The sequence below is a fragment of the Desulfomicrobium aestuarii genome, assembly GCF_055385525.1.
Genome location: NZ_AP042427.1, coordinates 3535553 through 3551392, shown reverse-complemented (window position 1 = coordinate 3551392; position 15840 = coordinate 3535553). Strand labels below are relative to the sequence as shown.

General features: G+C 52.5%; 15 protein-coding genes and 1 pseudogene. 2 read left to right on the top strand and 14 right to left on the bottom strand.

Annotation, left to right across the window (positions count from 1 at the left end):
- Positions 1-27 precede the first annotated feature (27 nt).
- From ACZ5AC_RS16340 to ACZ5AC_RS16285, 12 genes are all read right to left on the bottom strand, one after another.
- Positions 28-846 carry an ABC transporter permease gene (locus ACZ5AC_RS16340; protein WP_464248631.1) on the bottom strand — a complete coding sequence of 273 codons (819 nt, stop codon included), beginning with the start codon at positions 844-846 and terminating at the stop codon, positions 28-30.
- A 32-nt stretch (positions 847-878) separates the two neighbouring features.
- A complete protein-coding gene (gene rfbB, locus ACZ5AC_RS16335; RefSeq protein WP_464248630.1) occupies positions 879-1979 on the bottom strand; it encodes a dTDP-glucose 4,6-dehydratase in 1101 nt (366 codons plus the stop codon).
- Positions 1976-2560: a dTDP-4-dehydrorhamnose 3,5-epimerase gene (rfbC, locus tag ACZ5AC_RS16330; RefSeq protein ID WP_464250622.1), complete on the bottom strand. Its 585-nt coding sequence runs from the start codon at positions 2558-2560 to the stop codon at positions 1976-1978. Before rfbC ends, rfbB begins: the two co-directional genes overlap by 4 nt.
- A 3-nt stretch (positions 2561-2563) precedes the next feature.
- Complete coding sequence (gene rfbA, locus ACZ5AC_RS16325; protein WP_464248629.1) at positions 2564-3448, bottom strand: glucose-1-phosphate thymidylyltransferase RfbA; 885 nt, start codon at positions 3446-3448, stop codon at positions 2564-2566.
- Between the two features lie 247 nt (positions 3449-3695).
- Positions 3696-5594, bottom strand: a complete 1899-nt coding sequence (locus ACZ5AC_RS16320; RefSeq protein ID WP_464248628.1) for a polysaccharide biosynthesis protein — start codon at positions 5592-5594, stop codon at positions 3696-3698.
- Positions 5594-6571, bottom strand: a complete 978-nt coding sequence (locus ACZ5AC_RS16315) for an MraY family glycosyltransferase (protein ID WP_464248627.1) — start codon at positions 6569-6571, stop codon at positions 5594-5596. Before ACZ5AC_RS16315 ends, ACZ5AC_RS16320 begins: the two co-directional genes overlap by 1 nt.
- Positions 6571-7542, bottom strand: a complete 972-nt coding sequence (locus tag ACZ5AC_RS16310; protein WP_464248626.1) for an NAD-dependent epimerase/dehydratase family protein — start codon at positions 7540-7542, stop codon at positions 6571-6573. The genes ACZ5AC_RS16315 and ACZ5AC_RS16310 overlap by 1 nt, the downstream gene beginning before the upstream one ends.
- 2 nt (positions 7543-7544) lie before the next feature.
- A complete protein-coding gene (locus ACZ5AC_RS16305) occupies positions 7545-9659 on the bottom strand; it encodes an STT3 domain-containing protein (RefSeq protein WP_464248625.1) in 2115 nt (704 codons plus the stop codon).
- 199 nt (positions 9660-9858) lie between these two features.
- Positions 9859-10641, bottom strand: coding sequence for a glycosyltransferase (locus ACZ5AC_RS16300; protein WP_464248624.1), 783 nt, complete (start codon positions 10639-10641; stop codon positions 9859-9861).
- 23 nt (positions 10642-10664) lie between these two features.
- Complete coding sequence (locus ACZ5AC_RS16295; RefSeq protein WP_464248623.1) at positions 10665-11375, bottom strand: glycosyltransferase family 2 protein; 711 nt, start codon at positions 11373-11375, stop codon at positions 10665-10667.
- Positions 11372-12061, bottom strand: coding sequence for a glycosyltransferase family 2 protein (locus tag ACZ5AC_RS16290; RefSeq protein ID WP_464248622.1), 690 nt, complete (start codon positions 12059-12061; stop codon positions 11372-11374). Before ACZ5AC_RS16290 ends, ACZ5AC_RS16295 begins: the two co-directional genes overlap by 4 nt.
- A gap of 101 nt (positions 12062-12162) precedes the next feature.
- Positions 12163-12816 (bottom strand): FkbM family methyltransferase, encoded by a 654-nt coding sequence (locus tag ACZ5AC_RS16285; RefSeq protein ID WP_464248621.1) that lies wholly within the window; start codon positions 12814-12816, stop codon positions 12163-12165.
- On the opposite strand from ACZ5AC_RS16285, the gene ACZ5AC_RS16280 reads away from it, so the two are divergent.
- Both ACZ5AC_RS16280 and ACZ5AC_RS16275 read left to right on the top strand, forming a co-directional pair.
- Positions 12815-13327 (top strand): helix-turn-helix domain-containing protein, encoded by a 513-nt coding sequence (locus ACZ5AC_RS16280; protein WP_464247925.1) that lies wholly within the window; start codon positions 12815-12817, stop codon positions 13325-13327. The genes ACZ5AC_RS16285 and ACZ5AC_RS16280 overlap by 2 nt on opposite strands.
- On the top strand, positions 13263-13856 hold the full coding sequence (locus ACZ5AC_RS16275) for an IS630 family transposase (RefSeq protein ID WP_464248620.1): 594 nt from the start codon (positions 13263-13265) through the stop codon (positions 13854-13856). The genes ACZ5AC_RS16280 and ACZ5AC_RS16275 overlap by 65 nt, the downstream gene beginning before the upstream one ends.
- 194 nt (positions 13857-14050) lie before the next feature.
- Here the strand turns inward: ACZ5AC_RS16275 and ACZ5AC_RS16270 are convergent, their stop codons facing one another.
- The gene (locus ACZ5AC_RS16270; RefSeq protein WP_464248619.1) at positions 14051-14905 is read right to left on the bottom strand and encodes a glycosyltransferase; all 855 of its coding nucleotides are present in this window, start codon (positions 14903-14905) and stop codon (positions 14051-14053) included.
- 67 nt (positions 14906-14972) lie between these two features.
- Positions 14973-15825 (bottom strand): annotated as a pseudogene (locus tag ACZ5AC_RS16265) (transposase).
- Positions 15826-15840: the final 15 nt, after the last annotated feature.

Here is a 15840-nt window from a genome sequence, read left to right as displayed (position 1 = left end):
CCCAAGTTCTCGATGTTGATCGCTATCTCAGAGGACATCTGCAAACCCCTTTCGCGTTTTCTGGAACCAGACAAAACCCAGCCAAGCCACGCAAAGCATAGCTCCATAATATACGCCAAGTAGCATCCAATTTGGCGAGTCCCCCCAAAAAAGAACTGCACGGGTTTGCTCAATGGCAGGCATGAGCGGGTTTATCAGCAAAACATGACGATAAGCATCTGGCAGTGCGGTGATTGGATAAAAAATGGGCGATAAGAACATCAAGACAGTCGTCAGCAGTCCAACGATCTGTGAGACATCACGCAAATATACTCCCAAAGACGCTAACGCCCACGATAAACCCATGATAAAAAAACACAAGGGAAGCAATATTAAAGGTAGATAGAAAACCGTGTAGTGTGGAAGGCCGTAGAGCAAACAATACGCTACTATCCATACAAAAACGCTAATCGTGGCATGGAACAAGGCTGCGCCAAGAGCCACCCAAGGTAAAATTTCGAGGGGAAAAATCACCTTCTTCACGTAATTGACATTTGACAGGATAAGGCTCGGTGCACGACCAAAACATTCGGCAAACAGATTGAACACAATCAATCCCGCGAACAAAACTAAGGCAAACTCGGTCTTTGTGCCGGTACCGCCACCCCAACGAGCCTTGAAAACAACGCTAAAGACAAATGTATACACGGCAAGCATAAATAGCGGATGAAACAAAGACCAAAAAATACCAAGAAATGAGCCGCGATAACGCCCCACAACCTCGCGCTTGGTCAATGCCACAACCAGTGATCGATTTCGCCACAGACTGGCGATCATTTCATAAGGGGAAACTGAATAATTGCGCATCAAAAAAAACATGTCCTTTCAAAGAAAACTGTTCAAATGTCGTACTGCGTGGCGATCCATTGACGATATTCGCCAGTTTGCACATCCCGCCACCACGTTTCGTTTGCCAAATACCACTGAATCGTCTTGCGTATCCCTGTGGCAAAGCTTTCCTTGGGCATGAAGCCCAGGATCATTTTCGTTTTTGTTGCATCTATGGCATAACGCCTATCATGCCCAGGCCGGTCCGTCACAAAAGCAATCAGTCTCTCGGCCTCTCCTCTTTGTGCAGATAGAGCTTTCGGGAACGCCTCTCGATAGATCTCATCCTGCATTGCTTCATTCATCAGCTCGCAGATGAGTCTGACAATATCAATGTTGGCCCATTCGTTGTTTCCGCCGATATTGAAACACTCCCCAACCCTGTCTGACTTGAGGATCAAATCGATGCCACGGCAATGGTCCTCCACATACAGCCAATCCCGAATCTGCAATCCATCCCCATACACCGGCAACGGCCTGTCATCCAGGATGTTGGTGATGACTAGGGGTATGAGCTTCTCGGGGAAGTGATATGGCCCGTAATTGTTCGAACAGTTGCTGATGGTCACCGGCAAGCCGTACGTTTCCATGTAGGCACGGACAAGATGATCCGAAGAAGCCTTGCTCGCCGCATAGGGAGAGTTTGGCGCGTAGGGCGTTGTTTCCGTGAAAGGCGGATCTTCCGGCCCCAGAGTGCCGTAGACCTCGTCTGTGGACACATGGTGAAAGCGAACGGTTCTTTTCCCTGTCCACTCCTCCAGCCAGACTTGGCGGGTGGCCTTGAGCAGGCAGTGGCTGCCGACGATGTTCGTTTCGATAAAGGCATCCGGTCCGAGAATGGAGCGGTCCACATGGGACTCGGCCGCGAAATGAACCAGCGTGTCAATTTCGTACCTGCGGAGCAAATCTTCAACCAAAGTCTGGTCAAGGATATTGCCCTGCACGAACAGAAACTTGTCCGATCCTTCCAGATCCGCAACATTGGCGCGATTGCCGGCATACGTCAGCGCGTCCAAAACAATAACCAGATCGTCAGGATATGCCGCCCGCCAATACCTGACGAAATTGGAACCGATAAACCCAGCCCCACCAGTGACCAGTAGCTTGCTCATTGTCCAGCCTCCGTCAATGAGTGCCGGAAGGTAAAACCTTCCTGGAACACCTCAGCTTCGACCAGGCGAGTCCCCTGCAGATCCTTGCCGGAGAGCACCGGTTCGCCGTCCAGGGGCCAGGCGATATTCAGGTCCGGATCGTTCCAGACAATGCAGCGTTCATGCTCGGGCGCATAGTAGTCCGTGCACTTGTACATGAACGTCGCCCGATCGCTGAGCACGTAAAAGCCGTGCGCAAAGCCTGGCGGCACCCAGAGCATGCTTTTGTTTTCGTCTGAAAGTCTCACCCCGACCCATTTGCCGAACCATTTCGAACCGCTGCGGATATCGACGGCCACGTCGAACACTTCGCCTTCGACAACACGCACCAGTTTCCCTTGGGGCTTACGAATCTGGTAGTGCAGGCCGCGCAAGATTCCCTTGCCGGACAGGCTGTGGTTGTCCTGCACGAAATCGAAATCGATCCCGTTCCCGGCAAAGGTCTTCCGCTGCCAAGTTTCCATGAAAAACCCGCGCTCGTCGCCAAAGACACGGGGCTCGATGATCACGACGTCCGGGATTTCCGTTTTGATGAATCGCACCAATTACTCTCCGCCGGCAAGAATTTTCAAAAGATAGACTCCGTAACCGCTTTTTTTCTGCTCCTCGCCGAGTTGACGAAGTTGCGAAGCATCAATGAAGCCCTGACGGAAGGCGATTTCTTCCGGACACGCGATTTTGAGCCCCTGGCGCTTCTCGATGGTCTGCACGAACAGGGAAGCTTCGAGCAGGTTGTCGTGGGTGCCGGTATCGAGCCACGCGCTGCCCCGGCCCAACTTTTCCAGGCAGAGGGCGCCGGATTCCAGGTAACGCCTGTTCACGTCCGTGATTTCCAACTCGCCCCGAGCCGACGGCTTTATGGACTTTGCGATGTCCACAACGGAACTGTCGTAAAAATACAGGCCCGTCACGGCATAATTCGACTTGGGCTTTTCAGGCTTCTCTTCCAACGACGTCACGCTGCCCTTCGCGTCGAAGCCAGCCACGCCGTACGCCCGAGGATCGGACACATGGTAGCCGAAGACCGTCGCCCCACTTTCCCGGGCCGCGGCCCGGCGAAGCTTTTCCGACAGCGTGTGGCCGAAAAAGATGTTGTCCCCGAGCACCAGGGCCGAGGAAGCGCCGCTCAAAAAATCCTCACCGATGATGAAAGCCTGGGCCAACCCATCCGGGGATGGCTGCTCTGCATAGGAGAGCCGAATGCCCCACTGGCTTCCGTCGCCCAGGAGACGCTCAAAAAAAGGCAGATCCACGGGCGTGGAAATGACCAGGATATCCCTGATTCCCGCCAGCATGAGGGTACTGAGCGGGTAGTAAATCATGGGCTTGTCATAAACCGGCATGAGCTGCTTGCTGACACCTTTGGTCAAGGGGTAGAGACGAGTCCCTGACCCACCGGCGAGAATGATGCCCTTGCGTTCAATATTCATCGACAAAACTCCATATTCAAAATCGTACGACCGCGATAGACAACCGTATTCGACAATATGAGTATATTCATAATCAGGCCGAGCCTTAATCACCCCTTTGCGTTTGCGTCAACCGGCATTTCGGTATGACAAAACAACGTTTCGCCACCAGAAAGAACCGGCCGTCTGACGCAAACCTTGCAGGCCGACTACAGCATCCAATAACAGTTTTCCCTTTCATCAAATGGCGCTTGTGGCAGGTATGCGCCTACTCACACCGCACACCTTGGGCCGGGACGTATTCAGGCACCAACGCTTCAAGCCCCCGTCTGACCGCCTCGACTTCAAAACGCCGCACAGCCTCCAGCAGGGATGACAATGCTTCATCAATATCAACCGTTGCCCGGTCTGAGCGCAGCACCATGATCTTCTCATGCCCCGTCTCAAGAACATCCTCACCCGCCGTGATCAGTTCCTCAAAAAGCTTCTCCCCCGGCCGCAGCCCCGTGAACCTGATCTCGATCTCCGCCGGGTCCTTGCCCGAGAGTACAATAAGATCCCGGGCCAGATCTGCAATGCGCACGGGCTTGCCCATCTTCAGCACGAAAATTTCCCCGCCCCGGCCTTGGGCGCCGGCCTGGACGATGAGTTGGGCCGCTTCGGGGATGGTCATGAAGTAGCGGGTCACCTCCGGATGGGTGACCGTGACCGGGCCGCCGCGTTCGATCTGGTCGCGGAAAAGGGGGATGACCGAGCCAGACGAGCCCAGCACGTTGCCGAAGCGCACGGCCATAAACAAAGTCCCGCCGCCTGTGAAGCCCTGCATCATCAGTTCAGCGACCCGTTTGGACGCCCCCATGACGTTGGTCGGCCGCACGGCCTTGTCCGTGGACACGAGCACGAAGCGTTCCACCCCGTGCCGGACCGAAGTCTCCATGACGGTACGCGAGCCGACGATGTTGTTCGTCACAGCCTGCCATGGGTTGAGTTCCAGCATGGGCACGTGCTTGTAGGCAGCGGCGTGAAAGACCACCTGCGGCCTGTGCGTGCGGAACACGGTCTCAACCAGGGCCTCGTCCTGCACCTGCCCGAGGATGGGCACGTAGTTCGTGAAGCCCCGCTGATGCACGAGTTCCATTTCAATGGAATACAGGTTCTCTTCCCCGGCATCGAACAGCACGAGCTTCCGGGGCCCGAAGCGGATGATCTGACGGCACAACTCGGACCCGATGGAGCCGCCGGCACCCGTCACCAGCACCACCTTGTCCGCGAGGTAGCCCTTGATGCCCGCCTTGTCGAGGCGCACCTCCTCGCGGCCCAGCAAATCCTCGTAGCGCACGTCGCGAAGGGCCTTGACCGAGACCTTGCCGCTGGCGATATCCGACAACGCCGGCAGCTTCTTGATGCGGATCTGCGCTGACTCGCAGGCGGCCATGACCCGCCGCAGGTGCTCCCCGCTCTGGGCGGCGCTGACCAGCACCTCCTCCGCCCGGCTCATGCCGATCACACGGGCCAGTTCCTCCAGGGGGCCGAACACGGGAAGACCGTGGATGCGGCGCCCGACGCGCGACGGATCGCTGTCAACAAATCCGACCAGACGCAGGCCGGAATCCCGGGCCTCCAGAATCTCCTTGGCGATCCTCGCCCCCGCGTCATCGGCCCCGACGATCAGGGCGCGCACGCCGGGCGCCGGGGCGCACAGCATCCCCGGCAGCAGGGCGGAGAACACGTCCCCCGGACGGAAGGACAATTCGTACACCGAGCGGATAAACACCCGCGCCCCGCAGGCGAAGACGAACGCCAGCAGGGGGTCGAGTATGAAGACCGAGCGCGGGTAGCCCTGGAAGCGGGACGCGAAGACGACATACAGGATCAGCGCCACCTCTGCCATGAACACGGCCCGCGCGATGCGCCACAGATCCGACAGGCCGGTGTAGCGCCACATGCCGCGATACAGCCCGGACAGGAGAAAAAAACCGAGCTTGAAGGCCACGGCCAGAGGCAGGAGGCTCAGCATCTGGCGGAAGAAATCCGGAGGGATGTCGAATTCGAAGCGCAGCAGAAAGGAAAGCATGAGCGCGAGCGCGAAGAGACCCGATTCGCCGACGAGCATGAGGTAGAGGTTCTTGTTCCTCAACATGGCCAAAGAAAAAGGAGGGAACTCCATCAAGCCTCTCTCCGCCTCCGATGGAAGCGGCGCTTCACGTTCCAATGCACCGCAACCCACACCCCGAGAAGGACAAGATCCAGGGCCAGCACGGCCCAAAGCCCCTGCCGGCCGGCCACGACCGCAAACAGGATCACGACAAGCTGCACCAACCCGTAACCAGCGCTCACTTTCCAATGCGCAACGCCGAGTTCGTTGGCCAGAAATTGATACAGATGACGACGATGGGGCTGCATGAGGGACTCGCCCCGCCAGATGCGCTCCGCCATCGTGACTGCCTCGTCGGCATAGAACGGATACAGAAACGATGCCAGAACAAAAAACTCGGTCCATGAACGGCTTGAAATGCAAATGGTTACGGCAAACAGAAAACCCAGGAAGATGCTGCCCGCATCACCCATGAAGAGCCTGGCCCGAGGCATGTTGAAGGGCAAAAAGCCGATCACGCCGCCAATGACCGCGGCAACCGGCAGCAACAACTGCGCATCGACCATGACACCATAGGCAATGAGGCCGCTCAGGGCCGTCACCCCGCAGATCCCGGCGATGCCGTTGATGCCGTCCATGAAGTTGAAGCAATTAGTGGTCCCGACCACGAAAAGAACCGTCGGCAACAGCAGGATTCCGCTCCAGGCGATGCTGCCGAACCACCATGCACCACCCAGCGTCACCGCCGCCGCCAGGACCTGCGCAGCCAGGCGCCGGTCCGGGGCAATGCCGCGCAGGTCGTTGGCAAAGCTCAGCGCGGCCAAGGCGCAAAGCGGCAACCAGAGATGCATCGGCACATCCCGGGCAACGGCAACCGCGACGAAAGCCAGCACGATGCCGACCCCGCCGCCTTTGGGTGTGGGGCGGAAGTGGGAACTGCGCTCTCCAGGCATGTCCAGAAACCCGCCATGGGCGAGCAGCCTGGGCACGATCACGCAGCACGGGACACTCACCAGCACCCCGGCAAGCAGTGAGAGGAGCATATCCATCAATCCCGCTCCGTACCTGAAATCATTTCCCGAATCCCCTGCCGCAGATCCCGCGACGGCGCAAAACCCAGCTCCCGGCAGATTTTCGCATTGGAATACCTGGCGCTCCCGGCCAGCTTTTCGAGGGCGTCCGAGGTCAACGGAGCAGGCAGCCCCAATTTGCAGGCAAGGTCGCCGAAGTGTGACGCGGCCTGCAAAACGGGAAAGGGAAGGCGGAAGCCCGGGCGCTTCCCCAATGCCTCGAAGATCCAGGCAACGATATCGTTCGTGGAGTATTCCAGGCCGTCGGTCAGGACGTACGTCCGGCCGCAGGCGGCCGGACGATCCGCAGCCAGCAGGCAGGCCCGGACCACATCTACCACGTGGATCATGGACCGGGCGTTGGGGGGGAAGGCGATGGCCGGAAAAAGGCCCTTGCGGACGGCGCGGATCATGAGGTCGAGGTTGCCTTTGCTCCCCGCGCCGTAGACGAGGGCCGGCCTGAGCACCACCGGGCAGGGCAGGGGAAGTTCCTCCAATACCAGCCGTTCGGCCTCCAGCTTGGTGATGCCGTATGGACTCTGCGGGTCGCAGGGCGAGTCTTCATCCCGGGTATCCTCGCCCCCCTCGCCCATGGCCTTGACGGAACTGAGCAGCACAAACCGCCGCACCCCGGCCTCACGCGCCGCCACCAGCAGGGAGCGGGTGCCGTGCACGTGCACCGCCTCGTACTCACGAACCTCGGCCGCGCTGCGGGCCTTCACGTGGGCCTTGCCGGCCAGGTGAAAAATCGTGTCGACGCCTTCGAGAGACGCGGCGGACATGGAACCGGCGCCCAATTCAGCAAGAACCACGGAACTCCAAGGCCCCGCGGCCGGCCTGCGCAGCAAGGCCAGGACATCGCATCCGCGGCGCGTCAGTTCCGCACAAAGCGACCGCCCGATAAACCCCGACGCACCGGTCACCAGGACGCGACGCCCCTCGAACCCCATCCTCACCCCTTGACCTTGTACGCCCGCACCCACGGGTACCTGTCCACGATCAGGGTGAAATCGTCGGCGAACTTCTCGGGCGGAGCGATGAGCATCTGCACCATCATGGAGCGGTACATCCTGTCGTCGGCCAGAAACACTTGGCGTGATATCTGGTTGATGAGCACATGCGAACCGGACCCGTTAGGCCACTCGAAACGCCTGGTCCCCTTTTCCTCGATGATGTCCAGGGAGTCGACAGGAATGGGCTTGCCATTGAGCACCAGAGTGCCATTGCCCGAATCCACGCGGATCTCCCCCTGGATCTGCTGAATTTTGCCGGGGGAGCTTGTCCCGGTGACGATGTCCCAGTTGCCGTAGTATCCGATCCACCCGGCCAGGCGCAGGTTTTCCCAGGATACGACGAGGTAGTTGGGTACGGTGGTAGATATGCTGTTTTCAGCCGTAGCCAGATCCGCAACAAATTTCTGGGCTGCGCCGGCGTCCATGTCCCTGAGTCGCGCCAAAGGGTCCCCGGCAAGCAGCGCCGCGCGACGATCCGCCGTGTTCCGGGAACCGTCCTCCAACACCACCTGCCCAAAATACTGCATCATCTGACGCGCCTGGCGGGGCGAATCCGTGGAATGGACCTTGGCCAGCGGGTACAGAATCCAGCCGTCATGCCGCGACCCGTCGCCCAAGGTCGCCCGCTCGGCATAATACTGGCCAGCATAGCCGTAATCCCACCACTGCCAAAGCAGCGCGTCAGGCTCGGTCCGGCTTTTCAGGTCCACAAAGGTCTGGGCGTACGCCTGGGGCAAAACGGGCACAGGCCCGACCTGCTGCATGAACTCGGCAGGCGGCCACAGGGCCACGCAGGCCATGGACAGCTGCACGATCCACCGCCGCCCCTGACTCTGCTTCAACATGTGCATGAACTCGCTCAAACCCAACCCCAGCCCCACGCCGACACCGACCGTGCCGTACATGGCGAAACGATTTCCAAGCTTCACGCTGGCCACGCCCAGTGCCAGGAACGGCAGAAAAACCAACAGGGCGGGCTTGCGCCAGCCCACAAGGCCAAATCCCAGCAAGCCCAGAACAAAGACGACCCAGTTCCCGCCCATACGCGGGCCGATCATCTCCCACTCCAGGTTCTGCGCCTCGCGCACGCTCTGCGCGATGTCGGGGAGCTTGAGGCCAGTGGCGTTGCTGACCATGTCCGGTGTGCCGACCTTGGTGTACAGGTAAAGCCTGTAGATAAGAGCCTGCACGATTTCCCAAAAGTTTCCGAAGAACACTACCGCAACAAAAAGAACGGTCATGGCGCCAAGTTGAATATTTGCCGGCACGTCCTGCCTGTATAGAACCCAAATCGACCATGCCCCCACAAGCAGCCCGCCCTGCCAGCCGGCAAAGATCACGGCGAAGATGAGCAGCAATCCATTGAGAAGCAGAAGCCGATCTCTTGGGTCAACCCGCCACAAGCCGATCACGGCCGCCAATCCGAACGCGGGCAGAATGATGCTCGAACTGCCGGGATACACATACACCGACATCTTTCCCAAAAGCCCCACGAGCAGGGCCCAGGCCATCTGCTTGCGAGGGTACGAAACATCGTCCGTACGGTTTTCCTTCTCCATGTCGTGCAACCACAGGCCAAGCGTGCTGACCATGGCCACCGGGAAGAGAAGGTTGACCACGTCAGTGTCGCAAAACCCGAGCCGCGTGCGAACCAAAAATCCCAACCCCGATGTTGCCAGAATTCCAAAGACCAATCCCCCCTCGGGCAAACGAAGCGCTCGGGCCAGCAGGCAGATGGGCAAGGCCAACAACGGAATGAAAGTGATCGGGGTCCAAAAACCGATGGTGCCAAGGGAGATGCCGGACAGACCGTGCAGCAGGCTCAGTAGGCGAGTAAATGGATCTTCAATAAAGTTGCCGATGCCCTTCACCCCGGCCAGCCACACATAGGCGTCGTGCGTGGCCATAATATGCTCCCCCTCAACAAAAAAGGCCGGGTTGAGCCAAAGGGGATATTCCGTTAACCGGATCGAAACCGTTGTAAAAACAACCAACAGGCAAGCCAGCCAGAATTCGCCATTGGCAGAAAGAGAGAAGCGGGTAGGAGTGGTCATAATGCCGCCAGATGTTTGAGGGCTAAGCGGCTGTTGAAATACGGTACTCTGCTTCGTCTCTGCAGAAAATCCAGCCTCTCACGTATGAAAAATACGCTTCGGTACTGGATTTTCTTTGTTCTCCGCATCTCACCATTTTTGAACAGCCTGAAATTTGTGTTTTTCGAAGACCAGCAAAAAAAAATAGCGGGCCTGAACGTCACGATTGTGACAACTTGCGAACCTTCCGGTACACATCGGAAAAAAAGAACCGCAAGATGCTGCGCACATGCATCACCGCAAACCGGAGTCGCCGGTGACTGCTGCGGCGCGCTTCATGTACGACAGCAACGTCCGGGCAGACAAGTCGTTTGTACCCGGCCAGGGCGAGACGGGCACAGAGGTCGACGTCTTCATAGTAGAGAAAGTAGCGCTCGTCGAAGCCACCCATGGCCCGAAAAACGGAAGCAGGAAAGAGCATAAACATCCCTGCCACCCAATCTGGCGCAGAAACTTCGGGCGCGTCAGTCACAACCTCCGATTTGCCGCCCAGAGCCTTGCGCAACAGTTCAAAGGGAGTCGGGAAGCGGCGGGCGCTGTCCTCCCGCAATCCGGCACTGTTCACGATTCGAGGGGCCACCACACCGACAGCGGTTTGCCGCGCCAGAGCAATGAGGGCAGGGAATGGGTTTTCTTTCAACCGGATGTCGGGATTGAGTACGCAAAAATAGTCGCCAGTCGCGATCTTGAAGGCGGCATTATGGTTTTCACCGAAGCCCTTGGGCTGAAAATTACGAAGAACTCGAACAGGAAACGGGAGTATTTCCTGCTTCAGAGATACGGCCTCATCGATATTGATTGTCAGGATGACTTCGGCAATATCGCCAGAGCAGTGCTCGCGAAGATCATTAAGCAATTCCGCCGCCAGAGCAAATTGTCTATGAGTAACCAACGAAATGAAGACACGCTTTTTCACGCCGCCAAACTCATCGCAACAGTCCATAAAAGTTCATATCATTCTCAGGATCAGGTGAAATATAGTCTACGAAAAAGATTTTTGACCAAAACCATGCGCCATTGCAGTCTGCGAAAAATAGTAAATGACGAACTATGCGACGTTAAAGACAAGTTATTGCCATGACGTCGATGAAAAACCAACGACTCAGAAATGAATTGCGTGCTAAACGCGACTTCTCCAACCAACCCGATCCACCAGTCATGCATAGGCGTATCTTTCGGAAAAGGCAGCGCCTTATCCAGCACTTCCCTGCGCATAGCCATACAGCAACCGATGTAAGAGTTACGCCATAAATTCTTAAGCAAACCCGACCCGCTGTTCTGATGGTGGAAAAATGATGGATGAATCACACTCAAATTCTCATCTGTGACGCTACAATCACAAACTACAACGTGATACAAATCAAGAGCCGCAACCATGGATTTCACTTTTCCGGAAAGCCACACATCGTCCTGATCTGCCAAAAAAATATAAAACCCAGTAGCCTTAACTAACGCAGTTTCTATATTTCGCAGTAATCCATTATTATTTTCGTTTTTAACAACAGATATACGGGCATCACCTATATTTTCAATAATAGAAACCGTCTCATCCGTAGATCTATCATCAGAAATCAAAATTTCGTCGTCAATTGACAATTGACGTAATATTGATTCAATTTGTTCTTTTATATAGGCTTGACCGTTATATGTTGCTAAGCAGACAGAAATTTTTTTCATCTGAAAATATGTTTTTTTATAAAATTATATATAGGATGAAAAACAATAATTGCACAACCAAAATATTTATTAACATTGCCAAACATCATATCAATAGCAATTTTTTGCTTGAAGTGATCAATCCGTGATGAATAGCTTCCTTTCTCAAAAACAGAGATAACTACATCTGTTTTAAACCATTTTTTATGTTTAGCTAACTGAAAAAAAAGATAATCCGCAGCAGTAAAACCAGGCTTGTTAACGTAAAAACCAACTTCGTCGTGAATAGCTCTTTTGTATATTAAAGATTGATGGATAATCCTGTTAGCAGCAATATCACACACCGCCAACTCGCCATCGGACATCAACGTATCAGAGTAAATAAAATCAGCATCATTCAATTTAAAAAAAATACGACTCAAGACATCATTATCTGCAAATACGTCCCTACAATTCATAAACAAAACCCAGTCACCACGCGCAGCACGCAAACCTTTATTCATCGCATCATAAATGCCTGAGTCGTTTCCTATAATTACTCCGCCAATATCTATTTTATATCTTTTAATAACATCTACAGTCCCATCAGTCGAACCCCCATCAACAATTATATATTCATAATCTTTAAACTTTTGACTTAAAACACTTTCTATTGTTTTTCCTATAAAATTTACATCATTCAAAACAACTGTAATTATTGATATCATAGAAAAATTTTTATAAATTAATAAATATTAATATAATACTTACGGCGCCATACATACTCATTAAACTTTAACTATAGCTTAATTAATCAATAAAATACTACTTACTTATATGAAATATATCTAAAACCATCCCAGTCAGACCTAATAAAAACTAGATCCATTTGCCAAAGGGAATTGTCAAATTGCCGGTGCATAACCCCAATTAAATCAATTGGACGAAATCCTTTGTCTGAAAGAAACGCACAAAGTTCCCAAAATAGAAACGCCTCTTCAGTGATGCGATAGTTATATGCCTCAATTATCAATATGTTAGCCTTTTCAATAGTTTTTGCTGCTCCCGACAAAATACCCTTCTCGTAACCATGAGTGTCAAGTTTTAAAAGAAATGGACCTTCTATTTGAAGTAAAGAAACAGCTGAATCGATCGTAGTCATTTCTACTCTAATACTGCAATCAGATCCACTGCTTTTCATAATCGCTCCACCAAAAGGATCAGAGGAATCAAAAAACGTGTATCCATCAGAGGACCCAACAGCGTTTTTTACTATAATTGCCTGTTTATATGACTTAGAAAATAAATCTAGCGCTTCATTATGCACAGGCTGTGGCTCGAAAAGGACAAATTTAGATTTTGGAAAAAATTTTATACACTCTTTTGACCAACAACCGTTAGACGCACCGACATCAAGAACAGTCTTATACGTGACGACATAATTAATTGCGCACTTGATAAAATCATGGCATCGTGGATCCATGAAAGTACTCACAATCACCGATGCCGAAGACATGATTATGGCCATCCAGGACGAAATTCGCCGTACCGAGGAAGCCCGCTACGATCATCGCCTCCACGCTATGCTTCTCGTCGCGCAGGGACTGAGTTGCAGGGAGGCTGGAAAGATGTTGGGCGATGCACCCCGGACAGTCGCGTACTGGGTCAACAGGTTTGAAAATGAGGGTTTTGCAGGTTTGGTCGATGGAGAGCGGCCCGGGCGCCCCCGTAGACTGACCAAAGAGCAACTCGCTGCAATTGAGACGGCCCTGCGAAAAGATCCAGCCGAATTCGGATTGCAAGGCCTTTGGGATGGAAAAACCCTTTCGTGTTTCATTCAGGACCAATGGGACGTCTCCCTGGGAGTTCGACAGTGTCAGCGCCTTTTCCGGCAACTCGGTTTTCGATTCCGCAAGCCTCGACCGAAAATTGCGCACGCTGATCCCGCCCAGCAGGCGGAATATAAAAAAACTGCTGAGATTTCTGAAGAATAAACGGATCGATATCTGGGCCTTGGACGAGGTCAGGTTCGAACAGCATGGATCCAGGTGCCGCATGTGGATTCCGAAAGATGTGAAAGACCCTGTTGTACTCCATCATCCGACAAGAAAGAGCGTGGGATATTTCGGAGCAGTGAGAATCAGAGATGGCAAGTTCGTCTATCGCCGAGAAGCAGACAAGTTCAACGGAGAGACATTTTTCGGCTTTCTCAAATACTTGCGCCAAATCAGCTCTCACTCGGGCAGGCGGGTTGTGCTGATCGTCGACAACGTCAGATACCACCATGCGCAGCTTCATGCTGAATGGAGATTGGCTTGCCATAAGAGATTTGCGTTGGAGTTCATGCCGCCCTACAGCCCTGAACTCAATCCCATTGAGCGGGTTTGGAATATCACGAGAAGAAAAGCTACTCATAACCGATACTTCCCCAAACTGGAGGATGTGATCAGTGCCGTTGAGGGTGTGTTCGACCGATGGCGTCATGGCAGCGAAGTTCTCCGGAAGTTATGCGCAATAAATTAGGTCGTCGAGTATAACATCAAAATTATTTCTACGCAGCCAATCCAAACTTTGCTCCATAGTTGAACGAGAATTTGCACTTGCCCGACGTAGCTCCCATCCTGTTTTTCTCAATATCTTTTTAACAATCGCCTTCATAGTTCCTGTTTCCTAGGCTACATTAATGAATTACCCTAAGCAATAACCTTTAGGTGAAATCACTTTTTTAAACAATACCGTTGAATCGAATGGTCAAATTCAAATATGCCACGCCCAGTCCGTCTCTTTATAAAGTCAGGCAAACACCACACAATTTTATGAATATATGCAAATATATAATCTAAAAAGTTTGGTTTAATAGAAATCATTTCCTGTTCTTTCGCATATTCATAGGCATACTTAGAGCTTAACTGCCCATTATGAATTTTAAATCCACCAAGCCAAGCTGAAACAATATATAAATTTTCTGTTTTGATAAAAGTTCTCCATAAATAATAATCGCCAGCCAATTTTAACTTTTTCAATTTTTCAAAATTAATTTCACTATGGAGCTTCTGGCTCCAAAAAGTTGACTCTTGCTGAATAAATGGAAGCATTTTTCCATAAAAACCTCTTAATAATAATCTCTTACTATAAGAAAATGGCAGAATTAAATTAATTAAATGAGATTTTTCATTATATAAAGCATTCATTCCAGTTAGAAAATGAACCTTATTATTAGCAAAGATGTCTGCTACGATAGCAAACGCATACTTAGAATAATAATCGCCAGCATTCATATACGAATACACATCACTATTTGTTTTATCTATACCAAAACCTTTCGCTAACGCATCGTATAAACCATCATCTTTGTCAGAAATAAAACTTATTAGCAGATTTTTTTTATTGCTGTGCCTAGAAATAACACGCTCGATCACTTTAACAGTACCGTCAACAGATCCACCATCAACAACTATATAACGCAAACTAAAATTTGAACTTTCAAAAACTGTTTGGTTAATAACCGACAGCATGGTTTCTTCAATATATGCTTCAGCATTTAAGCATGGCGTAACGCAAAAAAATTTCACAGTGTACTCTCTATTATCGCGATGATAAAAAACTTAGTCGATCCTGAAAAAAAGTAAAAACGCCAGGTCAGGCACAGGCCTGAACAGGCTGAATATTAAGCCGAAGTACCTGCCCGAAGAATTTGATACACAAGAAACACAGAATCCTCGCGAACTTCAGAAAATTGAACGTAGAACGGGCCATGAACAGGTTCACAGTATCACCGAACTGGCCTTTGAAGAAATTGCGATGCATCCTGTGATCGTTCTTGAGGTGGCAAATGATCGGCTCGATAGCTGCACGGCGACGGAATCGCTCCCTGGTTTTCCGCTTGCCAGATGCTGTTTTTGTCCGCTTGCCGGACTCGGGAATCTCGATGCAGCCACGCCGATCTTGTGCTTGCCGCGGTAGCCACGGTCACAGATCGCCATGGCCGGCCTTTGCCACACTATACTTTCGACTTGCGACAGAACAGACGGCAGCGTGTGCCCATCAAAGGGATTGTCTGGGAAGGACAGGGCCCCAACGATGATGCCGGAGGTCTTGGTCACGGTCACGGAGGCTTTGGCGCCAAACTCGTATTGCTTGCGGGCCTTACCTTCGCTAATGCAGGACACGCCTGGCTCGTGGAGGCTGTATATCATGACTGTGCCGGTTCGCTGCTGGCCGCAGAAGACCTGGAAATATGGATTCTTGAACCATACTCGACAACGCGCTCATCACTTAAGTTTTCAAGCTGCCCGAAAATGAGGAGTCCGACCATCAATCGGAAAGGACGCCAGGGGCGACCGATAGTTGCATAAAACAGACGGAAGTTGTCCTCGAATAACTGCCATTGGATGACCTTGGCCAAACCGAGTAGGTGGCTTCGAAGATCGAGTTGATCAAGCAGATCCGGGCAAAGGAATCTGCGCTGGCGGTTCAATTTTTTAGGATGCATGGTTTATAACCTCGG

Coding starts and splice junctions, on each gene's coding strand:
- ACZ5AC_RS16340 (WP_464248631.1), bottom strand. CDS start 846: ATGCGCAATTATTCAGTTTCCCCTTATGAAATGATCGCCAGTCTGTGG.
- rfbB (WP_464248630.1), bottom strand. CDS start 1,979: ATGAGCAAGCTACTGGTCACTGGTGGGGCTGGGTTTATCGGTTCCAAT.
- rfbA (WP_464248629.1), bottom strand. CDS start 3,448: ATGAATATTGAACGCAAGGGCATCATTCTCGCCGGTGGGTCAGGGACT.
- ACZ5AC_RS16320 (WP_464248628.1), bottom strand. CDS start 5,594: ATGGAGTTCCCTCCTTTTTCTTTGGCCATGTTGAGGAACAAGAACCTC.
- ACZ5AC_RS16315 (WP_464248627.1), bottom strand. CDS start 6,571: ATGGATATGCTCCTCTCACTGCTTGCCGGGGTGCTGGTGAGTGTCCCG.
- ACZ5AC_RS16310 (WP_464248626.1), bottom strand. CDS start 7,542: ATGGGGTTCGAGGGGCGTCGCGTCCTGGTGACCGGTGCGTCGGGGTTT.
- ACZ5AC_RS16305 (WP_464248625.1), bottom strand. CDS start 9,659: ATGACCACTCCTACCCGCTTCTCTCTTTCTGCCAATGGCGAATTCTGG.
- ACZ5AC_RS16300 (WP_464248624.1), bottom strand. CDS start 10,641: ATGGACTGTTGCGATGAGTTTGGCGGCGTGAAAAAGCGTGTCTTCATT.
- ACZ5AC_RS16295 (WP_464248623.1), bottom strand. CDS start 11,375: ATGAAAAAAATTTCTGTCTGCTTAGCAACATATAACGGTCAAGCCTAT.
- ACZ5AC_RS16290 (WP_464248622.1), bottom strand. CDS start 12,061: ATGATATCAATAATTACAGTTGTTTTGAATGATGTAAATTTTATAGGA.
- ACZ5AC_RS16280 (WP_464247925.1), top strand. CDS start 12,815: ATGAAAGTACTCACAATCACCGATGCCGAAGACATGATTATGGCCATC.
- ACZ5AC_RS16285 (WP_464248621.1), bottom strand. CDS start 12,816: ATGGATCCACGATGCCATGATTTTATCAAGTGCGCAATTAATTATGTC.